The following is a 21,519-nucleotide window of genomic DNA, read 5'->3' as shown; positions in this document are numbered from 1 at the left end:
GGTGTGCTGACCGCCGTCGCCCTAGTGCGGCCGTGCGCCATGGGCGCGGCCCGTGTCCCGCAGGAGGGTGCGGCCGCTGTACTGGAGGGCGTGGACCGCGCCGGTGCGCGCATCGACGGCGAAGCGCCCGAGGAAGGCCCCGGCCCCCCGGGCGGCGAAGGTCCGCCGGGCCAGCGGCTCGGCCAGTTCCCTCGCCCCGCCCGGGAGTTCCAGTACGAGGTGCGGGCCGTCGAGGCCGACCGTCACGGCCAGCTCGCCGTTGCGGTAGGTGCCCGTGCAGTCCGCGAAGGCCGCCGCGCCGGCGGGGGCGCCTGCCTGCGCCAGGGAGGGCGGGGGTACGGGGCGGTACACGCCGACGTCGATGCCCGCGTCCCGCAGTGCGCCGACCACGGCGTCCCACAGGGCCTGCCCGGTCGGGGAGTTGGTGGTCAGCGCGACGACGGTGCCGCGCCGGGGGTGGATCCGCAGGTGGCAGGTGGCGCCGTCCAGCGTGCCGTCGTGGCCGAGCCAGCGGTTGTCCGCGGCGCCGAAGTGGCCCAGGCCCGGGCCCCAGCCGTCGGCCAGCCCGAACGGGTCGGCGCCGGCCGTGGGCCGGGTCGCCTCCCCCAGGGCCGCCGGGTCGGCCAGGTCCGGGCGGCCCGGCTCCGCGACGTGGAGCAGGCCCAGCCGCACCAGGTCGGCGGCGCTGCCCGCGAGCCCGCCGGCGGGCAGCGAGCCGGGTTCGGCGGGCAGCGCGGTGACGGCGGTGCCCAGCGGGCGCAGGAGGTAGTCCCGTACCGCCTCGTACCAGGGCAGTCCGGTGACGGACTCCACGACGCGGCCCGCGATGCCGTAGCCGACGTTGGAGTAGGAGAAGGTGCCCGGGGCGGGCCGGGCGTCGGCCGGTGCGGCCAGGAAGCCGGTCAGCCAGCGGCGCAGTGAGGAGGCGTCCGCGTCGTCGTGGTCGGAGGGCAGTCCGGCGGTGTGGCTGAGGAGTTGGCGGAGGGTGGCGGCGAGGGCCGGGTGGTCCTTCCGCGCTTCGGGGACGGTCCCGGCCTCGGGGAGCCATTCCCGTACGGGCCGGTCGAGGTCCAGGTCGCCGTCGCCGACCAGTTGCAGGACGGAGGTGGCGGTGAACACCTTGGTCGTCGACCCGTAGGGGAAGGCCGTCGCGGAGTGCACCGGTCGTCCGGCGCCGGGCTCCTCCTCGCCGAACTCCCAGGTCTCCAGCGCGCCGTGGTGGTGCACGGCCAGCTGTCCGCCGGCCACGTCGCAGTCACGGGCGAGACGGTCCAGGTCGAGGTCGAGGGGGGAGCCGTCACCGGCGCCGTACCCCGCTGGATCCGCTGAGTCCCCGTGCACCGCGAACGCCCTCCCCCGCTTCCGGTCGTGCCCCGACCGCGGGATGCGACCGGGGCGGCCGGCCGCGGTACAAGGTCGCGGACGGCCGTTCGAACGGAAGTCTTCAGGAGGGCGAAAGGTTCGAACAGGGCTTTAAGTGCAGTGGGAAAGATGCACGTCAGAGGGGCAAAAACGGGATCGGCGGGCTGGCTCAGCGCTCCCTGGCGGGGAGCACCGCGACGGCGATCAACAGCAGCAGCACGCCCCCGGCGGCGTTGCGCAGGCCCGGCTCGATGGCGGTCCAGTCGAAGGCGATCGGCGCGAGTTCGCGGATCTGCTGCACCACCCACAGCACGCAGGTGGCCAGCCCCACCAGTGCGGCCAGCGCCATCGCCGCCTTGGAGCGGACCGCGAGCGCGAGGAGCGCGAGCGCTCCGGCCGCCGCGAGCGGCAGCAGCATCGAGGTGGCGGTCGCGGCGCCGCCCTTGTCGGTCAGTCCCGTGAACAGCTCCGCGACGGGCACGGACCGGGGATCGCGCCCCTGGTACCAGGGCTGGAAGGCGCTCAGTACGAGTGCGGCCGCCCCGATGAGGGCCAGTAACGCCGTCACCGTCATTCGTCGGGCCATGGTGTGGGCTCTCCTCGTCTCTCGTGGTCAGCGGCGGGCCAGGTCGGCCGGATGTCGGGTGCGCAGCGCCGAGCGGGCGGGCAGCAGATACCCGGCCGCCGAGGTGACCACCACCGTCAGGACGATCAATCCTGCCTGCGCGGGCGGGATGTAGGGCGCCGAACCGGTCAGCGCGAGGCTGAACGCGGTCAGCGGGATCGCCGCGGCCAGCGCGCCGACCACCACCCCGACCGTGACGACGATGGCCGCCTCGACGCCCAGCATCCGCCGCAGCTGTCCACGGCTCGCGCCGACCAGGCGCAGCAGGACCATCTCGCCCCGGCGACCCAGCATGATCAGGGTCAGCGTGCTGAGCACCGCGATGGCGGTGAAGCCGCCGATCACGCCGACCGCGACCACGGTGATCACCTGGCCGATGCCCCGGTCCTCGGCCTGGAGGTGTTCGGTCGTGGGCCGTTCGGTCACCGTGGTGTGCAGGGCGGCGGTCGTCAGGGCGCCGGCCAGCTCCTTGCGCACGGCGGCGGGGTCGGCGCCCGGCTTCAGGCCCAGCAGGATGCGGGAGTTGAGCGGGGCGGCCAGGTGCGGGGCCAGCTCCTGGGCGGCGAAGAGGAAGTCGCCGAGCGCCAGGGAGTTCTGGTAGACCGCGGCGACCTTCAGCGGGACGGCGGCGCCGTCGCCGTAGCGGAGGGTGACCGTCGAGCCGGGCTTCAGGTCCAGCGAGCGGGCCCGGTCCTTGCCGACCGCGACCGTGCCGCGGCCCAGGTGCGCGAGTGTCCCGGAGAGGACGGCGGGGTCGAGGGTGGCGGACAGCGCCGCGGGGTCGACGCCCATGACCGGCAGCCGGTCGAGCTTGGGCTCGCCGGTCTCGCGGCGGGCCAGCACGACGGTGCTGTGCAGGACCCCGGTGGCCGCGGCCACGCCGGGCACCTCCCCGGCGCGGCGGACCGCCTCGTCGGGGATGCCGGGTCCGTCCGTGGTGACCGCGAGCTGCGCGCGCAGGGCCTGGGCGGCCTGGGCGCCGCCCTGCCGGTCGAGGGTGGCGCCGGCCGAGAGCTGCACCCCGACGAACGCCACCACCAGCACGATGGGGGTGATCGCGGCGCCCAGGCGGCGGGAGTTGGCGTGCGAGGAGGCGGCCGCGAGGTAGCCGCCCGCCCCGCCCAGTCGCCGCGCGGGGACGGCCAGCAGCCGCATCGCCCCACGGGCGATCCAGGGCCCGAGCAGGGCGCAGGCGATGACCAGCGCCAGCGCCGCCGTACTGGCGGCCGCCGCGGCCAACTCCCCGTACTGCAGCGCCGCGGTACCGGCCGAGCTCATGCCGAGGAAGAGCACCACCAGCCCGGTGATGGTCCGTCCGCGGCCCGGCTGTGCCGGCTCGCGCTGCGCCTCGCCCATCGCCTGCGCGGGGCGGAGCTTGGCCATCCGACCGCAGGCGAGCGCGGCGGACAGCCGGGCCACCAGCAGGGTCAGCCCGGCGGTCAGCACGGGCACCGCGAACATCCAGACCGGGGTGGGCAGTTCGAGCCCCATCGGCACCGCGCCGCGCTCCTGGAGCATCGCGATCAGCTGGAGGAAGACCGGCACCGCGCCGATCGCGCCGAGCAGCGCGGCGGCCACCGCGACCACGTTGATCTCGCGGGCGACGGTCACCCGCAGCTGCCGGGGCGTGGCGCCGACCGCGCGCAGCAGCGCCATCTCGCGGGAGCGCTGGTGGACCGCCTGGGCCACGGTGCTGGAGACCACCAGGACGGCGATCATCAACACGGTGACGCAGACCGTCGCGAGCAGCATCAACAGGCTCATCCGGCTGGGCGCCGACTCCAGGAACTCCGGTTCGCCGCGGCCGTTGCCGGTCAGCACCCGCAGTGCCGTGGCGTCCTCCTTGTAGCGGGTACCGGCCGAGGCGTCACGGGCCGGGTGCGCGCCGTCCAGCGCCTGGCGCAGCCGGGGGTAGAGCTGGCGGACGTCCACCCCGGGGTCGGCGAGGACCCCGATGGCGTCGGTGGTGGCGGGGTGCCCGGCGAGCCGGCGGGCCGTCTCGTCGTCGAAGAAGACGGCGCCCTGGTGGCCGAGCCCGGTGGCGTCGCCTTGTGCCGCGGGCGCGGCGATGCCCACGACCTCGTACGGGGTGGGGGCGGTCAGCGTCTGGAGCGTGAGGTGCTCGCCCGTGCGGACGCCGGCGCGGGCCGCCAGATCGCCGTCCAGGACGACCTGCCGGGGCCCGGTCGGGGCGTGCCCGGCCCGCAGGGTGAAGGGGGCCAGCGCGGCGGCCGACCAAGGGTGGCCGAAGATCGGGGAGTTGCCGGAGTCGCTGCGCGGACCGGCCACCGCGCCGCCGTCCCTGGCGGCGAGCGCGACGGGGACGGCGTCGTCCGCGACGGCCGCCTTGACCCCCGGGACGGCCGCGAGCCGCGCGCGCACCGCGCGCGGCACCCGCACCCGCTCGGTGAGCGACTGGGTCTCCGTCATGGGCGGATCGCCCCAGGGCTTGGCGGTGTAGCGGGTGGTCTGGTCGCCGGTGACCACCGCGCTGGTGGCGGCGTAGCGCTCCACCCGGGCGTGGCCGACGAACGCCGACAGGGTCGCCAGCGCGAAGCTGCCCAGCAGCAGCGAGGTCAGCACCAGGGCGGCGAACACCGCGGCCCATGCCTTGCGGTGCCGCCGCAGTGAACGGCTGGCCAGGAAGCGGGCGGTGCGCAGGGTGCGGGCCGGGGAGTCGGCGCGCACCGGCCGCACCTCCGCGGGGCCGGTCCGGGGTCCGGTGGCAACAGACATCGCGCTCACCGCTCCCCGAGTGCGGCCAACGTCCGGGCGACCGCGTCCGGTTCGGGGCGGTCCATCCGGTTGACGATCCGGCCGGCCTCGATGAACACCGCCTCGTCCGTCCAGGACGCGGCCACCGGGTCGTGGGTGACCATCACCACGGTGTGCCCCTCGCGGTCCACCGCGTCGCGCAGCAGGGTGAGCACGTCGCGGGCGGTGACCGGGTCGAGGGCGCCGGTCGGCTCGTCCGCGAAGATCACGGCGGGGTCGGTGACCAGCGCGCGGGCGATCGCCACCCGCTGCTGCTGGCCGCCGGAGAGCGTCAGCGGCGAGTCGTCGGCCCGGTCCGCGAGCCCCACCGCCGCCAGGACGGCCAGCGCCCGCTCCCGCACGGCCGGGTCCTCGGGCCGGTCGCCGCCCAGCAGCAACGGCAGCGCGGTGTTCTCCGCCACGGTCAGCGACGGCACCAGGTTCAGCGCCTGGAAGACGAAGCCGATCCGGTCCCGGCGCAGCCGGGTCAGCCCCGCCTCGCCGAGCCGCGACAGATCCGTCTCGCCGATCCGCACGGTGCCCGAGGTGGGGCGGTCGAGCCCGGCGGCGCACTGCAGGAAGGTGGTCTTGCCGGAGCCGGAGCGGCCCATGACGGCCAGGAACCGGCCGCGCCGCAGGGTGAGGCTGACGTCGTCCAGCGCGTTCACGTCGCGGCCGCCGCGGCGGTAGCGCCGGGTGACCGACTCCAGGGCCAGCGCGGCCGTCGGTCCGGCCTCCTGTGAAGCGGCCGCCGCCGCGGCGCGTTTCGCCGTGCGAAGCCTGACCATGTGCGTCCTCCGGGCTCGTCCGAGGACGGCTGTTCCGCCAGTCGTCCTGTCTGCTGTGAACGCTATGGATCACGGCCGCGGGGCACGAGAGAGCGCACACCCGTCCCGGGGTACAGCCAGCCCCACCATCGCCCGGGGTGACCGGCGCACCGCGCATCCGCACCCGTTCGGCATACGGTGATCCGTATCCTCACCACGCGCCGGGACCGGAGTGGTGTCCCGCACCGGAGGGAGCCCACGATGGACGACTTCGCCAGACAGTTACGCGCCGGTTGGCATGCCGGCTACTACCTCTACTTCGGCATTCCGCTCGCCTGGTTGTGCTTCCTGACCGCCTTCCTGGTGCCGATCGGCCTGCTGTTCACGGTGTTCGTGATCGGCGCCCCGGCGATGCCGGAGATCGTCCGGCTGCTGCGCCGACTGGCCGGCTACGAGCGGGTGCGCGCCGGAGGTTGGCTGGGCGCCCCGATCCCCGAGGAGTACCTCCCCCTCGACGGCGCCCCCGCCGACCGGGTGCGGCTGGCACTCACCGACCCCGGCACCTGGCGCGACACCCTGTGGCTGCCGATGGCCACCGTGACGTTCGTCGTCTTCAGCGTGCTGACGGTGCCGCTGTGGCTGGTGGGTCTGTTGGTGGACGGTCTGGGGATGGGGCTGGGCGGCCGGCTCGCCCGGCGCCGCGAGTCGGAGTACGGCGTGCCGGCGACCCCGCGCCGTTCGCTGGTGCTGCGCCACATCGTGGCCCTGGCCGACCTCCAGGCCCGGTGGACCGCGGCGCTGCTGCGCCCGTCCGCCTCGGCCCGGCTGGCCGAGCGGGTCGCCGAGCTGTCCGAGAGCCGGGCCGGCGCGGTGGAGGCGCACAGCGCCGAACTGCGCCGCATCGAACGGGATCTGCACGACGGTGTGCAGGCGCAGCTCGTCGCGCTGTCGCTGCGCATCGGGCTGGCCAAGCAGCAGCTCCGCAGCGATCCGGACGCCGCCCTGGCCCGCCTGGACGAGGCGCAGGCGGGCGTCGAGGGTGCGCTGGCCGATCTGCGGCAGGTGGTCCGTACGGTCCATCCGCCGGTGCTGACCGACCGGGGGCTGGCCGGTGCGGTACGGGCGTTGGCCGCCTCCTCCGACATCCCGGTGGAAATGAGCCTGAATTCGGTGGAGAACGGCCACCGGCTGCCCGCGTCGGTCGAGGCCGCGGCGTATTTCGTGGTGGCCGAGGGGCTGACCAACATCCGCAAGCACTCCGCGGCCACCCAGGCATCGGTACGATTCACCCGGGGCAACGGCGTGTTGACGGTGACCGTGACCGACGACGGCCGCGGCGGTGCCGGCGAAGTGGGCGGCAGCGGCCTGGTCGGCATCCGCCGGCGGGTCGCCGCGCTCGACGGCACGACCAGCCTCACCAGCCCCGAGGGCGGGCCGACCAAGCTGAAAGTGGAGCTGCCGTGCGGATCGTGATCGCCGAGGACAACGCGCTGCTGCGGGAGGGCATGGTCCTGCTGCTGACCAGCAACGGCCATGAGGTGGTGGCCACCTGCGCGGCCGGCCCCGAGGTGATGCCCGCACTGCGCGAACACCGCCCCGACGCCGCGGTCCTGGACGTCCGGCTGCCGCCCAGCTTCCGCGACGAGGGCCTGCGCGCCGCCGTGCAGGCCCGCAAGGAACTCCCCGACCTGCCGATCCTCGTGCTCTCGCAGTACGTGGAACAGGCGTATGCGGCAGAGCTGTTGGCACAGGGCGCCCGCGGGATCGGCTATCTGCTCAAGGACCGGGTCGGTCGGGTCGAGCAGTTCCTGGAGGCGCTGGAGCGCATCGTCGGCGGCGGCACCGCGCTCGACCCCGAGGTCATCACGGAGATCGTCAGCCAGAAGGCCGCCGCCCGCCCGCTGCAGGCGCTGACCCCGCGCGAGCACGAGGTGCTGGAGATGATGGCGCAGGGCCTGGCCAATGCCGCCATCGCGGAGAAACTCGTCATCACCGAGCGCGCGGTGAGCAAGCACATCCGCGGCGTCTTCGACAAGCTGGGCCTGCCGCCGGAGGGCGGCAGCGTGCACCGCCGGGTGCTGGCCGTGCTGGCGTTCCTGGGGAACAGCGCACCGGAGAGCCCCGCGGTCTGAGCGGTGCGCACGGCACCCGGCAGCGGCACCCCGGGAAGCGGAGAACCCGGGTGTCCGGAGACGGGGGACTCCGAACACCCGGGTGGGGGGAATTCCGCGCGGCCTCGACGGAGGACGGGCCGACCGCTGGGGAATTCCCGGTCTGTGGGGCGGCTTTCGCGCGGCCGGCCCGGCCGGACTTCCGCTACAGGTAGTCGCCCACGGAAGTGCACGTACCGCGCAGCTTCTTGAGCCGCTTGTTCTGGCCGGCGAGGTACTCGGTGACCGAGCCGGGCGTCCGCTCCTTGAGCGTCGTCCCGCGCAGTTCCTTCGCGGTGTCCTGCGCGGCCTTGCGGAGCTTGGCGTCGTCCGTCTGCTTCGCCAGCTCGTCCAGCCTGTCGGCCCGGTCCGCGACGTCCTTCTCCGCGACCGCCGCGTCCTTGGGGTGGGGGTCGAACAGCGCCACGTCCAGGATCTTCAGACAGGTGTCCCCGCGGTCGAGGGCCTTCTGCGGTGAGTTCTCGCAGGCCGCCATGGAGAATGCCGCCGGGACCACCAGGGCGACCGCGACCGCCGCCCTGGTGACGGTCCGCCACTTTCCGCGCAGGGGGCCCTCGCGGGTCACGGACGCAGGCATGCTGCTGCTCTCCTCGGAGGGTTCGGAAGGTCCGTACGGCTCAGTCATCGGCGGTTCCGGCCCGCTGCCAGCGCACCACTCCCCAGAGCAGTGCGATGGCGTCCAGGGTGAAGCCCGCGATCATCACGGTGGTGTGCGTGTCCCCGGTGACCACATGGGAGATCACCGACGTCAGCATGGCGCCCGCGAAGAAGACGAACAGCGGGGGAACGATCCAATGGGCGCCGCGCTCGCGGTGCGTACGTGCCATGAGAGGTCTCCAGTCGTACCCGTCGTCTCGCACGGCCCGAGCCGCGCTGTCTGCCTCCATGCTGTCCGAGCGACCGTCGACCGGTCAGTACACCGCGCCCCCGAACCGGGGTGGAGCCTGCACCACCATCGCGGGTTCAGCACGTGGACCGGCACCCGATCCCCCTTCCCACCAGGGGAGTTCCGCCCACCCTTAAACACCTGCCGCGTCCGGCGGGGCGATGACAGCATGCGCCCATGACGCTCCCCCTGCGCCGCAACACCAACTACCACCTGCTGTGGGGCAGTCAGGCGCTCTCCGAACTCGGCGCGCAGATCTCGGTGTTCGCGCTGCCGCTGCTGGTCCTGATGCTGACCGACTCGGCCGTCGACGCGGGCGCGGCCGGCGCCGTCAGCGCCCTGACCCGGCTGGTGGTGCTGGTCCCGGCCGGTGCGCTGATCGACCGCTGGCACCGCAAGCGGATCATGCTGCTGTGCGAGCTGGCGCGGGTGCCGATGATGGTCGGCCTGGCGCTGATGCTGCTCGGCGACGGCGTCGCGTTCGGCTACATCCTGGCCGTCGCGGTCGTCGACGGCGCGGCCGCCGCGATGTTCGCGCCCGCCGAGGAGGCCGCCCTCCCCCAGGTCGTCGCCAAGGAGCAGTTGCCGACGGCCGTCTCGGTGAGCGCGGCCCGCAGCTACCTCGCCACCCTGGCGGGCCCCGGCATCGGCGGCTTCCTGTTCACCGCCCACAAGGCCCTGCCGTTCCTGGTGAACGGGGTGACCTACGCGGGCTCGTTCGTGATGCTCCTCTTCCTGCGGCTGAAGGGACCCGGCGGGGCGGGCACCGCCGGCGCGCGGCGCTCCCTGGTCGGCGAGATCGGCGAGGGCGTCGGGTGGATCTGGCGGCGTCCCGTCATCCGGGCGAGCATGGCGGTCGCGGTCGGGGTGAGCGTCTGCTTCAACGCGCTGTACCTCATCGTGCTGACGCTCGCACAGCGCGCGAAGATCCCCGCCGCCGAGATCGGCGCCATCGGTGTGCTGGTCGGCGCGGGCGGTCTGGCCGGCGCGCTGCTCGCGCCCCGCATGCACCGGCTCCTCACGCCCCGCGCCGCGATCATCCTCCTGGGGTGGCTGGGCGCCGGCCTGACCCCGCTGCTGCTGGTGCGGACCAGCGGCTATCTCTTCGGTGCCGTGCTGGCCGCCATCGCCTTCCTGGCACCCACCGTGCAGACCGCCGTGGTGACCTACCAGATGGCGCTCACCCCCGACCGGCTGCGCGGTCGGGTCAGCGCGGCCCTGGGACTGGCCGGCGGCGTCGCGGGCGCCGCGGGCCCGCTCCTCGGCGGCCTCCTGGTCGACGCGGCCGGCCCCGCTCAGGCCGTTCTGAGCTGCGCCGGCGTCCTGCTGCTGGCCGCGCTCGCGGCGGGCGTCAGCCCCGCCCTGCGCGCCTTCACCTCCGTGCACGGCACACCGGAAGCGGACGAGGCGCCGTCCCTCTCCCCGTCCTCGGTTCCTTCCGTCGCCGACCCGGCCGACGCCGCCGGTCCCGAGCCGACCTCCGCAACCTCCGAACCCCTGGAAAGGTGACCCATGCCCGTCCCACCCCGCTCGCCCCGCTGGGCGGTCGCCCGCCCGGCGCGCCCCACGGCGGCCGTCCGGCTGTTCTGCTTCCCCTACGCCGGCGGCGGCTCCAGCATCTTCACCTCGTGGAGCCGCTTCCTGCCCGAGTCCGTCGAGGTCTGCCCCGTACTGCTGCCGGGCCGTGAGGAGCGCTTCGGCGAAACGCCGCAGACCCGCGTCGAGGAGCTCGTCCCGCAGCTGGCCGAGAACCTGGCGAGCTGGTTCGACCGGCCCTTCGCGTTCTTCGGCCACAGCATGGGCGGCGAGATCGCCTTCTCCCTGGCCCACCACCTGTGCCGGGCGGGCCGGCACCGTCCCGCGCACGTATTCGTCTCCGGCTGCGTCCCGCACCCCAGCCCGCTCCTGCGGCACACCCTGCCGGAGGGGGAACTGCTCGCGGAGATACGGAAGATGAACGGCGCCCCGCCGGAGTTCCTGGAGAACCCCGAGCTGATCGAGCTGCTGCTGCCCATGCTGCGCGCCGACTTCGCGCTGTCGGAGAGCTGCGTGCCGGCGCCGGACGCCGTGATCCCCGTCGACGTCACGGCCTTCGCCGGATCCGCCGACCCGGAGGCCACCCACCGCCAGGTCCAGGACTGGGCCCACCACGTCGGCGGTCGCTTCACCTCGCACGAGCTGACGGGCGATCACTTCTTCCTGCGGGAGGCCGCACCGCTGCTGGAGATCGTCGGTCGGACGCTGGCCTAGGAACCGCCGGTCGTCGCCTTCCCGCCGTCCGCCCGACGGTGGCTCAGCGGCCGGCGCCGAGGCCGCCGGCCCGCTCCAGGCACTCCCGGATCGCCTGCGGGCCGGCATCGGCGATCATGTCGACCACCGCCCCGTCGTCCAGGAACACGACGGCATCGGCCTGCGCCGCCGCGGCCGGTGCCGTCGTGGCCATGACCACCGCGACGCCCCGCTCGTCCACAGCCCGCCGCAGCGCCGCCCCGCACTCCTCCGACGCGTCGTCGGCGAGCAGCAGCTCGGGGCGGCGGGCGAGCGCGGCCTCCAGCGACGAGGCGCCCTCCTCAGCCGTGGGCCAGGTGACCGTGACGCCGCCCTGGGCCCCGGCCCGGCGGCGCAGCGAACCGGACGACGGCCGGGTCTCCCCGGACAGGCACTTCAGCAGCGTGGTCTTACCCGACTTTTCCTTGCCCATTACGGCGAGGAAGCTCCCGACCGTTACCCCGAGGTACACATTGCGCAGCGCGTGCACCGTGCCCGGGGCCGAGTCATAGACTTTCGATACATTGTCGAGCGTGACGACGTCGGGGGCGCGGTCGACAAATTCGCCCGACTTCACGTAGCTCATCGATGCCTTCTCCTAATACCGCGGCGAAATGATCCGCCGCCGCGCCTGACTGGCGTATCAGCTGCGCCCAACATACCGATGGTGAGCGACCCGGAACAGGGGGTTCTCAAGTGGGTCACAGGTACAGTTAGCTCACCCAAGGCCGTAGTGCGAGCACCCTCTCCCGCTCCGGCGTGTCGGAGCTCACCGGCACAAATACCGCATGATCCGGAACCGTGCCAAAACGGTCGGCAGGACCTTTGAGATCTCGCCATTGCTCCCGTTTGCCCAGTACAGGGGCCGCTTGTCTCGGCTGCACCCGTTGGCCGGGAGCGCCTGTTTAATGGCACATCACCCGCTTACGGAATGCACTCCGGGGCCGCCGAGAACCGCCGGGACACCTCCATGAAACAATTTCGGCCACGCCGTGGCGAGAAATGAACCCGAATATTCGTAGTGATCCATGAATCACTTCACGAATCCCTCACACCGCACCGAACAACCACCGCTATCGACCGCATATCGCGACCCGCTAAAGACTTGCGCGTCGACCGGGCCGCCGAAGAATGTTTCGGCGTCGTCACACCGACGCGTCGCCTTCGTATCGGCCCGGCCCGCCGCGGACGTCGCCCGAGGTATCCCGCACCGATGACATTCGGCCGCACCCTAACCCCTGGGGGCTTACCCCGTCCACATCGCGAGACACGGCATTGCACAGACATTACGACCGAGGAATTTTCGCGACAGGGCGCGAAATTCGGCCGCCGGGGCCGAATCGGGCCGGTGGGTCCGTCGCCGCACCACGAGCCGGGGCCGGGCGGCTCAGCCCGCCGCGGCGAGCACCAGCGGCAGCACCGGCCCGCTGCCCGCCCGGCGGAGCAGGCGGGCGGCGACGGCCAGCGTCCAGCCGGAGTCGGTGCAGTCGTCCACGAGCAGGACGGGGCCCTGCGCGCGGGCCAGGGCACCGGCCAGCTCCTCGGAGACGGCGAACGCGCCGGACAGCGCCCTGAGGCGCTGCGCGGAGTTGCTGCGGCGCGGGGCCTGCCCGCCACCCGCTTCGGTGTACGACAGCGAGCCGAGGAAGGGGAGCCGGCCGATGGTCGCGATCCCCTGGGCCAGCGACCCCACCAGCTGCGGGCGGGTCGAGGACGGCACCGCGACGATCCCCACCGGCCGGCCGGCGGCGTCCGGGGCCTGCGACGCCCAGCCGCCCGGGGAACGCGCCCAGTCGGCCAGGACCGCCACCGCGGCCCGCAGGACGTCGTCCGGCACCGGCCCGTCGGGCGCCTGCTCCGCCAGCAGCGGGCGCAGGCGGTTGCCCCAGCCGATGTCCGACAGCCGCCCCAGGGCGCGCCCGGTGGCGCACTGTTCGCCGGCCGGGATGCGCCCCTTGAGGTCGATGCCCAGCGCGGGCATCCCCGTCGGCCACATGCGGCGCGGCTCGATCTCCACCCCCGGGCGGTCCAGCTCCTTCACCGCCGCCGTCAGCGTCTCCGCCGACACGGCGGAATCGGCCCAGGGCCCCGCGCAGTTGTCGCAACGGCCGCACGGGGCCGCCCCCTCGTCGTCCAACTGCCGGCGCAGGAACTCCATCCGGCACCCGGTCGTGCCCACGTAGTCGCGCATGGCCTGCTGCTCGGCGGCCCGCTGCCGAGCCACCCAGGCATAGCGCTCGGCGTCGTACACCCACGCCGCCCCGGTGGCGGTCCAGCCGCCCTTGACCCGCTTGACCGCGCCGTCGACGTCCAGCACCTTGAGCATGGTCTCCAGCCGGCTGCGCCGCAGGTCCACCGCCGCCTCCAGCGCCGGCACGGACAGCGGCCGACCGGCCTCCGCGAGCACCGCGAGGGTCTGCCGCACCTGCGCCTCGGGCGGGAAGGCGGTGTCGGCGAAGTAGCGCCAGATGGCCTCGTCCTCCTTGCCCGGCAACAGCAGCACATCGGCGTGCGCCACACCGCGCCCCGCGCGCCCGACCTGCTGGTAGTAGGCGATCGGCGAGGACGGCGAGCCGAGGTGGAGCACGAAGCCCAGGTCCGGCTTGTCGAAGCCCATGCCCAGCGCCGACGTCGCGACCAGCGCCTTGACCCGGTTCTCCAACAGGTCGGCCTCGGCCTGGAGCCGGTCGGCGTTCTCCGTGCGCCCCGTGTAGGAGGACACCGGGAACCCGCGCTGCCGGAGGTAGGCGGTGGCCTCCTCGGCCGCGGCCACGGTCAGTGCGTAGACGATGCCGGAGCCCGGCAGCTCGTCCAGGTGCTCGGCGAGCCAGGCCAGGCGGTGCGCGGCGTCCGGCAGCCGGACCACCCCCAGCCGCAGGCTCTCCCGCTCCAGCGGGCCGCGCAGCACCAGGGCCTCGCCGCCGCCGGTCCCCAGCTGGTCGGCCACGTCCGCGGTCACCCGGGCGTTGGCGGTCGCGGTGGTGGCCAGCACCGGGACGCCGGGGGCGAGCTCGGCGAGCATCGCCCGCAGCCGGCGGTAGTCGGGGCGGAAGTCGTGGCCCCAGTCGGAGATGCAGTGCGCCTCGTCCACCACCAGCAGGCCGGTCGTGGCCGCCAGCTTGGGGAGCACCTGATCACGGAAGTCCACGGAGTTGAGGCGTTCCGGGCTGACCAGGAGGACGTCGGTCTCGCCCCGCTCCACCTCCCCGTAGATGGAGTCCCACTCCTCCGGGTTGGCCGAGTTGATGGTGCGCGCCCGGATGCCGGCCCGCGCCGCCGCCTCCACCTGGTTGCGCATCAGCGCCAGCAGCGGCGAGACGATCACCGTGGGGCCGGAGCCGCGTCGGCGCAGCAGCGCGGTGGCGACGAAGTACACCGCCGACTTGCCCCAGCCGGTGCGCTGCACCACCAGGGCCCGCCGGCGCTCCGCCACCAGTGCCGCCACCGCCTGCCACTGGTCCTCCCGCAAGCGCGCCGACCCTCCCGGGTCGCCGACCAGCTCGGCGAGGATGGCATCGGCTTCGGTACGGAGCTCCGGTTCGTCCATGCCCCCATGCAACCCGATGGTCGGGGCTGTCAGCCAGCTCACCCCCTGTGACGGGCTCCTCGCGAACGGTCCCCGGACCGCCCGCCGAGCGCGCCGGCACACGGTTGCCGCCGGCCCGGTGGGGGACGGACCGCTTCGGACGTCGCCTGCCGCCCCCGGGCGTCGCCGCCGAGCGCCGTTCACCCCGCATGGGTCAAGCGGCCGCTACCGGCCCGGTGTTGGGCCGGAGGCCGGCGGGCGGGGTGGCCGTCGCCGACGACGGTGCCCTGAGAGAAGGGAGGGGAACCCTGGCATCGGCGGCGAGTGCGGCGGGCAGGGATAGCGAGGGCACACCGGGTGTTTCCGGCCGTGCGCGGGGAATTGCTCGTTGCCGCAAGCCTGTACGAGCCGCGAGAATGGGAAGTGCTTCCCGGTATCCGGCCGTTCGCGGTCCGACCGGGTCATGCCGTCGTGCACCGGCGCACCCGGCCGTGGCCCGCGGCACGGACGCGTAGACGAAGGGAGGACGATGACCTTCGGATTCGCCCGGCCCCCGCAGGACCCACCGCCCGATGCGGACGGCCCCGCCGCCCGGTTGGGGCGGCTGCTGGAGCCCGCGGAGTGGGCGTCGGCGGGGATCCCGCTGCTGCGCAGCCCCCGCGAGGTCGTCGCCGAGTTGCACGGCCGCCATCTCCCCGGCCCGTCCACGGTGATCGTGGCGGTGCTGGACGCCCAGGAACGGATCGTCGCCAGCGCGTCGTTCACCGGCCCGGCGGCGACGCCCGACGGCTGGGAGTACCGCAACGCGCTGCTGACCCAACTGCGTCGGATCATCCCGCACGACCTGCGGCTGCGGGTGCCGGTCCGGACGGCGGTGCTGCTGCTCTGCCGGGAGGGCGAACCCCGTTGGACGGAGGTGGACGGGGCGTGGATGTGGGGCCTGCGCGATGCCTGTACGTTGCACGGCCTCCGCTGCGGGGCGTTCATCGCACTGACCCGGGACCGCTGGCAGGTACTGGGTGAAGAGCGGGGCGGGCGACGCCCCAGGACGGCCGTCGCCACGAAGTCCGGACGCGGGCCGGATACGGCACGGGCCGGCCGCGACACGGGGAGCGGGACGGTCGACGCCCCGGCCGCCCCGGAGGACGTCGTGCCCGGAGCCGCCGCGACCCCGCCGGGCCCGCGGACCGCGGAGCGACCGGCCGGCCTCCCGGACCGACCGGCCGACCAGGGACCGGTGGCCCCGCAGCGCGTCCCACCGGGACGGACCGCGGCGCCGGGCGAGCAGCCGCGCGGCGGCGGCCGGGGAACGCCCCGGCGCGCCGCCGGCGGCGGCACGCCCGAAATCCGCCGCCACCCGGCGGCACGCTAGGGCGCCCGACCAGCAGGGGTCAGGCGTTCGCGCCGAGCACGGCGTTGATCCGCTCCGGGTCGCCGCAGACGATCAGCAGCGCTCCGGCACGGGCCATGGCGGCCGGCAGTGCCCGCGCGGTGACCGCGTCGTCGCCACCGTTGACGGCGACGACCACCACCGGTCGTCCGCCGAGGCGTTCGGCGCCGGCGTCCGCGTAGAACACGTCGTCACCGGCGTCGTGCTGGGCCCAGTAGGACCCCTCGCCGAAGGACAGTTCGTGGGCCGCCCACGGGTGGTTCTCGCCGGTGGTCAGCACCAGGACCTCGCCCGGCGCGCGGCCGGAGTCCAGGAGCAGGTCGACGGCCTCGTCGGCGGCGTCGACAGCTCCGTCGGCGGGAGCCGGGATCAGCTGGAGCTGGGTGCCCACGACGGCTTCGGCCGTGGCGGCCGGAGGCTGCGGGGAACCGGTGCGCTGCGCCGGCGGGGCCGGGACGGACCCTCGGGGCGGAGCGGCAGGTCCGGGCTTGCCCGGACGGGCACTGGACGCGGGGGCGCCTCGCGGCGGGGCGGGGCGGGGACCGGGACCAGGGACGGGACGGGGGGTCGGCGCGGTGCGGCCGGCGGCCGGAGTTGCGCGGGGACCCGGGACACTCTCGTGAATCTGAGGCTCCTCGGGGATGAGAGGCATAAAGGGATGTCTATCAAACGTAGGTGCGGGACATGTCAGTGGGTACCGAATTCCCGCCCCGCTCCGCTCAGAAGTCGAAGCCGAGTTGGCCACCGGCCTCCAGAGCGGCTGCTTCGGGGGTGACGCGCACCTTCTTCAGGTGCCGCCACCGGGGCAGGGCGTCCATGTAGGACCAGGACACCCGGTGGTACGGCGTGGGACCGTGCTCCTCCAGGGCGGTGCGGTGGGTCGGCGAGGGATAGCCGGCGTTGGTCGCGAAGTCGAAGTCGGCGTATTCCAGACCGAGTTCGGCCATCATGGCGTCCCGTCGCACCTTGGCGATCACGGACGCCGCGGCGACCGCGATACAGGACTGGTCGCCCTTGATGACCGTACGGACCCGCCACGGCGCGCCCAGGTAGTCGTGCTTGCCGTCGAGGATGACCGCGTCCGGCCGGACCGGAAGCGCCTCCAGGGCGCGTACGGCGGCGAGCCGCAGTGCCGCGGTCATGCCCAGGGCGTCGATCTCCTCCGGGGAGGAGTGCCCCAGACCGTACGAGGTGACCCAGTCCGCGAGCACGTCGCAGAGTTCGGTGCGGCGCTTGGGGGTCAGCAACTTGGAATCGGTGAGTCCGTCCGGTGGCCTACGGAGGCCGGTGACGGCTGCGCAGACGCTGACCGGGCCGGCCCAGGCCCCGCGTCCGACCTCGTCGATCCCTGCGACGATCTTGGCGCCGGTGGTGGCGCGCAGTGATCGCTCGACGGTATGGGTGGGAGGCTCGTACGGCATGGCGCCAGCCAGGTTACGCCTATTCGGCGCCGTCGTCCGCATCGGATCCCGAGCAGCGGCGCACGGGCACCGGCGGAGGGCCGCACGCGGCGCTCCGCGACGACTGCCGGCGGCGCTGCGCAAGCCCGCGTACGGGCGCGCGCAGAGCACCCGTCGGGCGCGAAGTCGCCTGCCGGCAGGGCCCGTTGCGCTCCGGGGCCAAGCGGTCCCGGGGTGCCGGTCAGAGCGTGGGGGCCCAGGCGGGCAGCGGCTCGGTGCGGTCGAGCCATTCCTGGGGCGGGGTGCCGCCGGGGGCCGCGGCGACGATGCCGCCGACGATCCCGCAGGTGGTGTCGACGTCGCCGCCGGCCCGGACGGTGGTCCAGAACGCCCGCTCGAAGTCGCCGAGGTTGCGGGCGGCGGCCCAGAGGGTGAAGGGCACGGTGTCGTGGGCGGTGGTGCGGCGTCCGCAACCCAGGACGGCGGCGACGGTGCCGGGGTCGCCGTAGTCGAGCATGTCGCGGGCCCGGCGCAGGCCGGCCTGTACGGCGCTGCGCGGGATCAGGGACAGCACGCCGTCGATCAGTTCCGCGGGGCCGAGAGTGCGGGACGGGTCGGCGACCAGGGCGGCCGCGGCGGCCACCGCCATGGCGCCGACGACGGCCTCGCGGTGCTGGTGGGTGGGGTAGGCGGAGATCTCCGCCTGGTGGGTGGCCTGCTCGGGGTCGTCGGCGTACCAGGCACCGAGCGGGGCGATGCGCATGGCGGCGCCGTTGCCCCAGGAGCCGTGGCCGTTGAAGAGCGCGGCGGACAGTTCGCGCCAGTCGCCGCCCTCGCGGATCAGGCGGAGGAGGCGGTCGACGGCCGGGCCGTAGTCGCGGCCGTCGTCGTGACGGTCGGCGAAGGAGCGGGCCAGGGCGTCCTGGTCGACGCGGTGGTGGGTGGTGAGGACGGCCAGGACGGAGCAGGCCATCTCGGTGTCGTCGGTCCACCGCCAGGGCGCGGGCGGCAGCTCGCGGCGCTTGAGGGCGGGGTAGTGGGCGGGGACGAAGAACTGCGATCCGAGGGCGTCGCCCACGGAGAGGCCGCGCAGGCTCGCCAGGGCCCGCGCACAACGCTCGGCGTCACGAGGATCAGGGGTCGTCATCGCTGTGCACTTTAACCGGTGACGCCATAAGGCTCGGGTTCACACCAGCGGTCGAAAGGGCGGTCGAGGGTGTAGCGGCCGTCCGGACCGAGGAGCAGGGCGCGCCAGTCGGCGTTGCCGGGGTTGGACAGCGACTCGAACTCGGCGACCGACCAGTGGAACCACCGCATGCAGAACAGCCGCATGGTGAGGCCGTGCGTGACGATCAGGACGTTGGGCGGGTGGTGGGGGTCCTCGAAGCTGCGCCAGAGGCTCTCCAGGAAGGCGCCGACCCTGTCGTAGACGTCGGCGCCGGACTCGCCCTGGGCGAAGCGGTAGAAGAAGTGGCCGTAGGCGTCGCGGTACACCTTCTGGCGCTGCACGTCGTCGCGGTCCTGCCAGTTGCCCCAGTCCTGCTCCCGCAGCCGGGGCTCCTCGCGGACCCGCACCCGGCCGGGATCCAGGTCCAGGCACCGGAAGGTCTGGTGGGTGCGGCGGTAGGGCGACACATAGGCGGAGACCCGCTCGTGGCCGAACATCGCGCGCAGCGCGCGGCCGGCCTCCTCCGCCTGGCGCAGCCCGGTCGGCGTCAGGGCGAGCGCGTGGTCCGGCTCGCGCTCGTAGACGGTGTCGTCGGCGTTCCCCACGGACTCGCCGTGGCGGAGCAGGACGATGCGTCGGGGCCGGGCCATGCCGCCAGCCTAAAACGCCTGCCCTGTACATGCCGGGTGCGGCGGAGGGGCACCGGGCGGGACACCGGCCCGCACCGGGGCCTCAGCAGGCGACGAGGGCCGGGCGGCCGTCGCGCAGCTCGTAGGGCCGGCCGGCGAAGCGACGCCGCAGCAGCCGGTCGTGGGAGACCACGACCAGGGCGCCGGGCCAGGCCGCGAGCGCCTCCTCCAGTTCCTCGACGAGGGCGAGCGCCAGATGGTTGGTGGGTTCGTCGAGCAGCAGCAGGTCGGCGGGGCGGGCGAGCAGGCGGGCCAGGGCCAGCCGGCGGCGCTGGCCGGCCGAGAGCGATCCGACGGGGACGTGGAGGTCGCGCTCCCGGAACAGGCCGAAGGACAGCAGCAGGGCGGCCAGCTCGTCGGGGACGCCGGCCAGGCCGTGGCCGAAGGCGGCCAGCAGCGGCTCGGCGGGGCGGGAGACCGGTATCTCCTGGGCGAGGAAGCCGATCCGGCCCCGGCGGACGACCGTGCCGCGGTCGGGCGTGGTGGCGCCCGCCATGACCCGCAGGAGGGTGGTCTTGCCCGCGCCGTTGGCGCCGTGGACGAGGATCCGCTCGCCGGCGCGGACGGTGAGGGCGTCCACGGCGAGGCGGTCGCCGACCTGGACGTCGTCGAGGCGGACCAGGGTGCCGGCGGTGTCGCCGGAGTCGGGGGCGGCCCGGAAGCGGAGCGGCTCGGGCGGCCGGGGCACCGGCTCGGCCCGGAGCCGGCGGAGCCGTTCCCGGGCGTTGCGCACCCGGCTGGAGACGGATGCCTGGACCCGCCCGCGGTCGCGGTCGTAGGCCATCTTGTTGTTGTCCTTCATGCCCCGGTCCTGGGCGACGCCGCGTGCGGCGCCGGCGGCGTGCGCGGTGAGCCGGTCGACCTCGTCGCACCACTGGGCGTGCTCCTGCTCCCAGCGGCGGCGGGCGGCGGCCTTGGCGGCGAGGAAGGTGCCGTAGCCCTCGCCGTAGCGGACCAGGGCGCGGCGGTCGGCGTCGACCTCGACGACGGCGGTGGCGATGCGCTGCAGGAAGAGCCGGTCGTGGGAGACCGCGAGGACCGTGCCGCGGTGGGCGAGCAGGGCCTCCTCCAGCCAGTCCAGGGCGGTGGCGTCGAGGTGGTTGGTCGGTTCGTCGAGCAGCATGACCTCGGGCGCCGCGGAGATCAGGCAGGCCAGGCCGAGGCGGGCCTGTTCGCCTCCGGAGAGGCTGCCGAGGAGCCGGCCGCGGCCCAGACCGTCCAGGCCCAGGCCGTGCAGCGCGCGGTCGACGCGGGCGTCGGCCTCGTATCCGCCGCGCAGCTCGAAGCGGGTGAGCAGGTCGCCGTACGCGTCGAGCTGCGCCGGGGCGGCGTCCCCGAGGGTCGCCTCCAGGGACCGCAGCCGGCGCTCGATGTCCCGGAGTTCGGCCAGGGCGGCGTCGATGGCGTCCTGGACGGTGCGGTCCGGGGGGAGGTCGGGGGTCTGGCCCAGGTAGCCGGTGCCACCGTCGGCGGTGAGCAGGACGCGGCCCTCGTCGGGCGGCTCCAGGCCGGCGATGAGGCGCAGCAGGGTGGACTTTCCGGCGCCGTTCTCCCCGACGATCCCGAGGCGCTCGCCGGGGCGCACGGCCAGGGAGACGCGGTCGAGGAGAGGGCGGTCGGCGTGGGACTTGCTGACGTCGTGCAGCGAGATCTGAGTGGGCACGCGATCCTCCGGGTGTTGCCGCGGGCACGCCGGACAGCACCCCCGCCGACGAGCAAACGCAACTCATGTCGCGTTACGATGAGGATGACACAGCCCAACCCCTAACGCAACAGGAGTTGCAATTGCCCGGCGAGGGTCAGAAGAAGCAGTCCGAGAGCGACGGTCCGGCGTCCTCCCCCACCCCCGGCACCCGGCGCCCCGGCGGGCGAACGGCCCGCACCCGGGCCGTCGTCCGCGACGCCGTCCTGGCCGGCCTGGGCGAACTCGGCTACCCCGGGCTGACGGTCGAGTACGTCGCCGCCCGCTCCGGGGTGCACAAGACCACGCTCTACCGCCGCTGGGGCGACGTGGAGGGCCTGGTGGCCGACGCCCTGGACCTGGCGGGCGAGGACAGCTGGCTGCCGCCCGACACCGGGTCGCTGGAGGGCGATCTGCGGGCGCTCGCCCGCGAGGTCGTCACCTCGTTCACCGAGCCCGCGACGGGCGCGTCCGGTTCCGCGATGATCGCGGCCGGCTTCCAGTCGGAGCGAGCCGCGTCGGCGCTGCGCACCTACTACGCCGAGCGGTTCGCGCGCTGCGAGACCATCGTGGAGCGCGCCGTCGCACGCGGGGAACTACCGGCCGGCCCGGAGGGGGCCGCCGTCGACGCCGGGGCACTGGTGCGGGCGGTGCCCGCCCCACTGCTCTGCCGGCTGTTCGTCACCCGGGAACCGGTCGACGAGGCGCTCGCCGACCAGGCCGCCGCGGCGGCACTGGCCGCGGCCCGCGCGGGCGTCTTCACCCCCGGCCGCGTCACCCCCGGGCGCCCGACCGGCGACGCGTCCGCCCCGCCGCGACAGGGGGTCTGACC

Annotated in this window: 18 protein-coding genes and 1 pseudogene; 6 read left to right on the top strand and 13 right to left on the bottom strand. The window is 74.4% G+C overall.

Features of this window, described 5'->3' with window-relative positions; translation table 11 throughout:
* Positions 1 to 21: 21 nt before the first annotated feature.
* The 4 genes from JNO44_RS30900 to JNO44_RS30885 form a co-directional block, all read right to left on the bottom strand.
* Positions 22 to 1,341, bottom strand: a complete 1,320-nt coding sequence (locus JNO44_RS30900) for a serine hydrolase domain-containing protein (protein ID WP_205366966.1) — start codon at positions 1,339 to 1,341, stop codon at positions 22 to 24.
* Positions 1,342 to 1,531: 190 nt separating this feature from the next.
* Complete coding sequence (locus JNO44_RS30895) at positions 1,532 to 1,948, bottom strand: hypothetical protein (protein ID WP_205366965.1); 417 nt, start codon at positions 1,946 to 1,948, stop codon at positions 1,532 to 1,534.
* Between the two features lie 27 nt (positions 1,949 to 1,975).
* Positions 1,976 to 4,723 carry an ABC transporter permease gene (locus JNO44_RS30890; protein ID WP_205366964.1) on the bottom strand — a complete coding sequence of 916 codons (2,748 nt, stop codon included), beginning with the start codon at positions 4,721 to 4,723 and terminating at the stop codon, positions 1,976 to 1,978.
* Positions 4,724 to 4,728: 5 nt separating this feature from the next.
* The gene (locus JNO44_RS30885; protein WP_205366963.1) at positions 4,729 to 5,529 is read right to left on the bottom strand and encodes an ABC transporter ATP-binding protein; all 801 of its coding nucleotides are present in this window, start codon (positions 5,527 to 5,529) and stop codon (positions 4,729 to 4,731) included.
* A gap of 240 nt (positions 5,530 to 5,769) precedes the next feature.
* On the opposite strand from JNO44_RS30885, the gene JNO44_RS30880 reads away from it, so the two are divergent.
* The gene (locus JNO44_RS30880) at positions 5,770 to 6,981 is read left to right on the top strand and encodes a sensor histidine kinase (protein ID WP_205366962.1); all 1,212 of its coding nucleotides are present in this window, start codon (positions 5,770 to 5,772) and stop codon (positions 6,979 to 6,981) included.
* On the top strand, positions 6,969 to 7,640 hold the full coding sequence (locus JNO44_RS30875; RefSeq protein ID WP_039632076.1) for a response regulator transcription factor: 672 nt from the start codon (positions 6,969 to 6,971) through the stop codon (positions 7,638 to 7,640). Before JNO44_RS30880 ends, JNO44_RS30875 begins: the two co-directional genes overlap by 13 nt.
* A 184-nt stretch (positions 7,641 to 7,824) precedes the next feature.
* On the opposite strand, the gene JNO44_RS30870 is transcribed toward JNO44_RS30875, so the two are convergent.
* Together JNO44_RS30870 and JNO44_RS30865 are read right to left on the bottom strand one after the other, a co-directional pair.
* A complete protein-coding gene (locus JNO44_RS30870; protein ID WP_205366961.1) occupies positions 7,825 to 8,256 on the bottom strand; it encodes a hypothetical protein in 432 nt (143 codons plus the stop codon).
* A gap of 40 nt (positions 8,257 to 8,296) precedes the next feature.
* Entirely contained in the window at positions 8,297 to 8,506 is a 210-nt protein-coding gene (locus JNO44_RS30865; RefSeq protein WP_039632078.1) for a hypothetical protein, read from the bottom strand.
* Positions 8,507 to 8,742: 236 nt separating this feature from the next.
* Between JNO44_RS30865 and JNO44_RS30860 the strand changes: the two genes are divergently transcribed.
* Together JNO44_RS30860 and JNO44_RS30855 are read left to right on the top strand one after the other, a co-directional pair.
* On the top strand, positions 8,743 to 10,074 hold the full coding sequence (locus JNO44_RS30860) for an MFS transporter (RefSeq protein WP_205366960.1): 1,332 nt from the start codon (positions 8,743 to 8,745) through the stop codon (positions 10,072 to 10,074).
* Positions 10,075 to 10,077: 3 nt separating this feature from the next.
* Positions 10,078 to 10,815, top strand: a complete 738-nt coding sequence (locus JNO44_RS30855) for a thioesterase II family protein (protein ID WP_052286715.1) — start codon at positions 10,078 to 10,080, stop codon at positions 10,813 to 10,815.
* 43 nt (positions 10,816 to 10,858) lie between these two features.
* Here JNO44_RS30855 and JNO44_RS30850 read toward each other — a convergent pair whose 3' ends face one another.
* Together JNO44_RS30850 and JNO44_RS30845 are read right to left on the bottom strand one after the other, a co-directional pair.
* Positions 10,859 to 11,419 (bottom strand): ATP-binding cassette domain-containing protein, encoded by a 561-nt coding sequence (locus JNO44_RS30850; protein ID WP_205366959.1) that lies wholly within the window; start codon positions 11,417 to 11,419, stop codon positions 10,859 to 10,861.
* Between the two features lie 801 nt (positions 11,420 to 12,220).
* Positions 12,221 to 14,380: a RecQ family ATP-dependent DNA helicase gene (locus tag JNO44_RS30845; RefSeq protein ID WP_039632080.1), complete on the bottom strand. Its 2,160-nt coding sequence runs from the start codon at positions 14,378 to 14,380 to the stop codon at positions 12,221 to 12,223.
* A 508-nt stretch (positions 14,381 to 14,888) separates the two neighbouring features.
* Here JNO44_RS30845 and JNO44_RS43810 point away from each other — a divergent pair.
* Positions 14,889 to 15,548, top strand: a pseudogene (locus JNO44_RS43810) (hypothetical protein); the annotation flags it as partial.
* Between the two features lie 202 nt (positions 15,549 to 15,750).
* Here the strand turns inward: JNO44_RS43810 and JNO44_RS30835 are convergent.
* The 5 genes from JNO44_RS30835 to JNO44_RS30815 all read right to left on the bottom strand — a co-directional run bounded on the left by JNO44_RS30835 (position 15,751) and on the right by JNO44_RS30815 (position 20,669).
* Positions 15,751 to 16,401: a hypothetical protein gene (locus JNO44_RS30835; RefSeq protein WP_039632085.1), complete on the bottom strand. Its 651-nt coding sequence runs from the start codon at positions 16,399 to 16,401 to the stop codon at positions 15,751 to 15,753.
* 67 nt (positions 16,402 to 16,468) lie between these two features.
* Entirely contained in the window at positions 16,469 to 17,170 is a 702-nt protein-coding gene (locus JNO44_RS30830; protein ID WP_039632087.1) for a ribonuclease HII, read from the bottom strand.
* A 220-nt stretch (positions 17,171 to 17,390) separates the two neighbouring features.
* Entirely contained in the window at positions 17,391 to 18,296 is a 906-nt protein-coding gene (locus tag JNO44_RS30825; RefSeq protein WP_067346378.1) for an ADP-ribosylglycohydrolase family protein, read from the bottom strand.
* Between the two features lie 11 nt (positions 18,297 to 18,307).
* Positions 18,308 to 18,967: a histidine phosphatase family protein gene (locus tag JNO44_RS30820; RefSeq protein ID WP_205366957.1), complete on the bottom strand. Its 660-nt coding sequence runs from the start codon at positions 18,965 to 18,967 to the stop codon at positions 18,308 to 18,310.
* Between the two features lie 82 nt (positions 18,968 to 19,049).
* Positions 19,050 to 20,669 (bottom strand): ABC-F family ATP-binding cassette domain-containing protein, encoded by a 1,620-nt coding sequence (locus JNO44_RS30815; RefSeq protein WP_205366956.1) that lies wholly within the window; start codon positions 20,667 to 20,669, stop codon positions 19,050 to 19,052.
* A 122-nt stretch (positions 20,670 to 20,791) separates the two neighbouring features.
* Between JNO44_RS30815 and JNO44_RS30810 the strand changes: the two genes are divergently transcribed.
* Positions 20,792 to 21,517: a TetR-like C-terminal domain-containing protein gene (locus JNO44_RS30810; RefSeq protein ID WP_240167720.1), complete on the top strand. Its 726-nt coding sequence runs from the start codon at positions 20,792 to 20,794 to the stop codon at positions 21,515 to 21,517.
* The last annotated feature ends 2 nt before the right edge of the window (positions 21,518 to 21,519 follow it).

This window comes from Streptomyces noursei, from assembly GCF_016917755.1.
In the GTDB taxonomy this organism is placed as follows: Bacteria; Actinomycetota; Actinomycetes; order Streptomycetales; family Streptomycetaceae; genus Streptomyces; species Streptomyces yunnanensis.
The sequence above is the reverse complement of the archived record's forward strand: the minus strand, read 5'-3'. Positions and strand labels throughout refer to the sequence as shown.

Coding starts and splice junctions, on each gene's coding strand:
- JNO44_RS30860 (WP_205366960.1), top strand. CDS start 8,743: ATGACGCTCCCCCTGCGCCGCAACACCAACTACCACCTGCTGTGGGGC.
- JNO44_RS30865 (WP_039632078.1), bottom strand. CDS start 8,506: ATGGCACGTACGCACCGCGAGCGCGGCGCCCATTGGATCGTTCCCCCG.
- JNO44_RS30885 (WP_205366963.1), bottom strand. CDS start 5,529: ATGGTCAGGCTTCGCACGGCGAAACGCGCCGCGGCGGCGGCCGCTTCA.
- JNO44_RS30895 (WP_205366965.1), bottom strand. CDS start 1,948: ATGGCCCGACGAATGACGGTGACGGCGTTACTGGCCCTCATCGGGGCG.
- JNO44_RS30870 (WP_205366961.1), bottom strand. CDS start 8,256: ATGCCTGCGTCCGTGACCCGCGAGGGCCCCCTGCGCGGAAAGTGGCGG.
- JNO44_RS30890 (WP_205366964.1), bottom strand. CDS start 4,723: ATGTCTGTTGCCACCGGACCCCGGACCGGCCCCGCGGAGGTGCGGCCG.
- JNO44_RS30880 (WP_205366962.1), top strand. CDS start 5,770: ATGGACGACTTCGCCAGACAGTTACGCGCCGGTTGGCATGCCGGCTAC.
- JNO44_RS30845 (WP_039632080.1), bottom strand. CDS start 14,380: ATGGACGAACCGGAGCTCCGTACCGAAGCCGATGCCATCCTCGCCGAG.
- JNO44_RS30825 (WP_067346378.1), bottom strand. CDS start 18,296: ATGACGACCCCTGATCCTCGTGACGCCGAGCGTTGTGCGCGGGCCCTG.
- JNO44_RS30830 (WP_039632087.1), bottom strand. CDS start 17,170: ATGCCGTACGAGCCTCCCACCCATACCGTCGAGCGATCACTGCGCGCC.
- JNO44_RS30835 (WP_039632085.1), bottom strand. CDS start 16,401: ATGCCTCTCATCCCCGAGGAGCCTCAGATTCACGAGAGTGTCCCGGGT.
- JNO44_RS30855 (WP_052286715.1), top strand. CDS start 10,078: ATGCCCGTCCCACCCCGCTCGCCCCGCTGGGCGGTCGCCCGCCCGGCG.
- JNO44_RS30850 (WP_205366959.1), bottom strand. CDS start 11,419: ATGAGCTACGTGAAGTCGGGCGAATTTGTCGACCGCGCCCCCGACGTC.
- JNO44_RS30820 (WP_205366957.1), bottom strand. CDS start 18,967: ATGGCCCGGCCCCGACGCATCGTCCTGCTCCGCCACGGCGAGTCCGTG.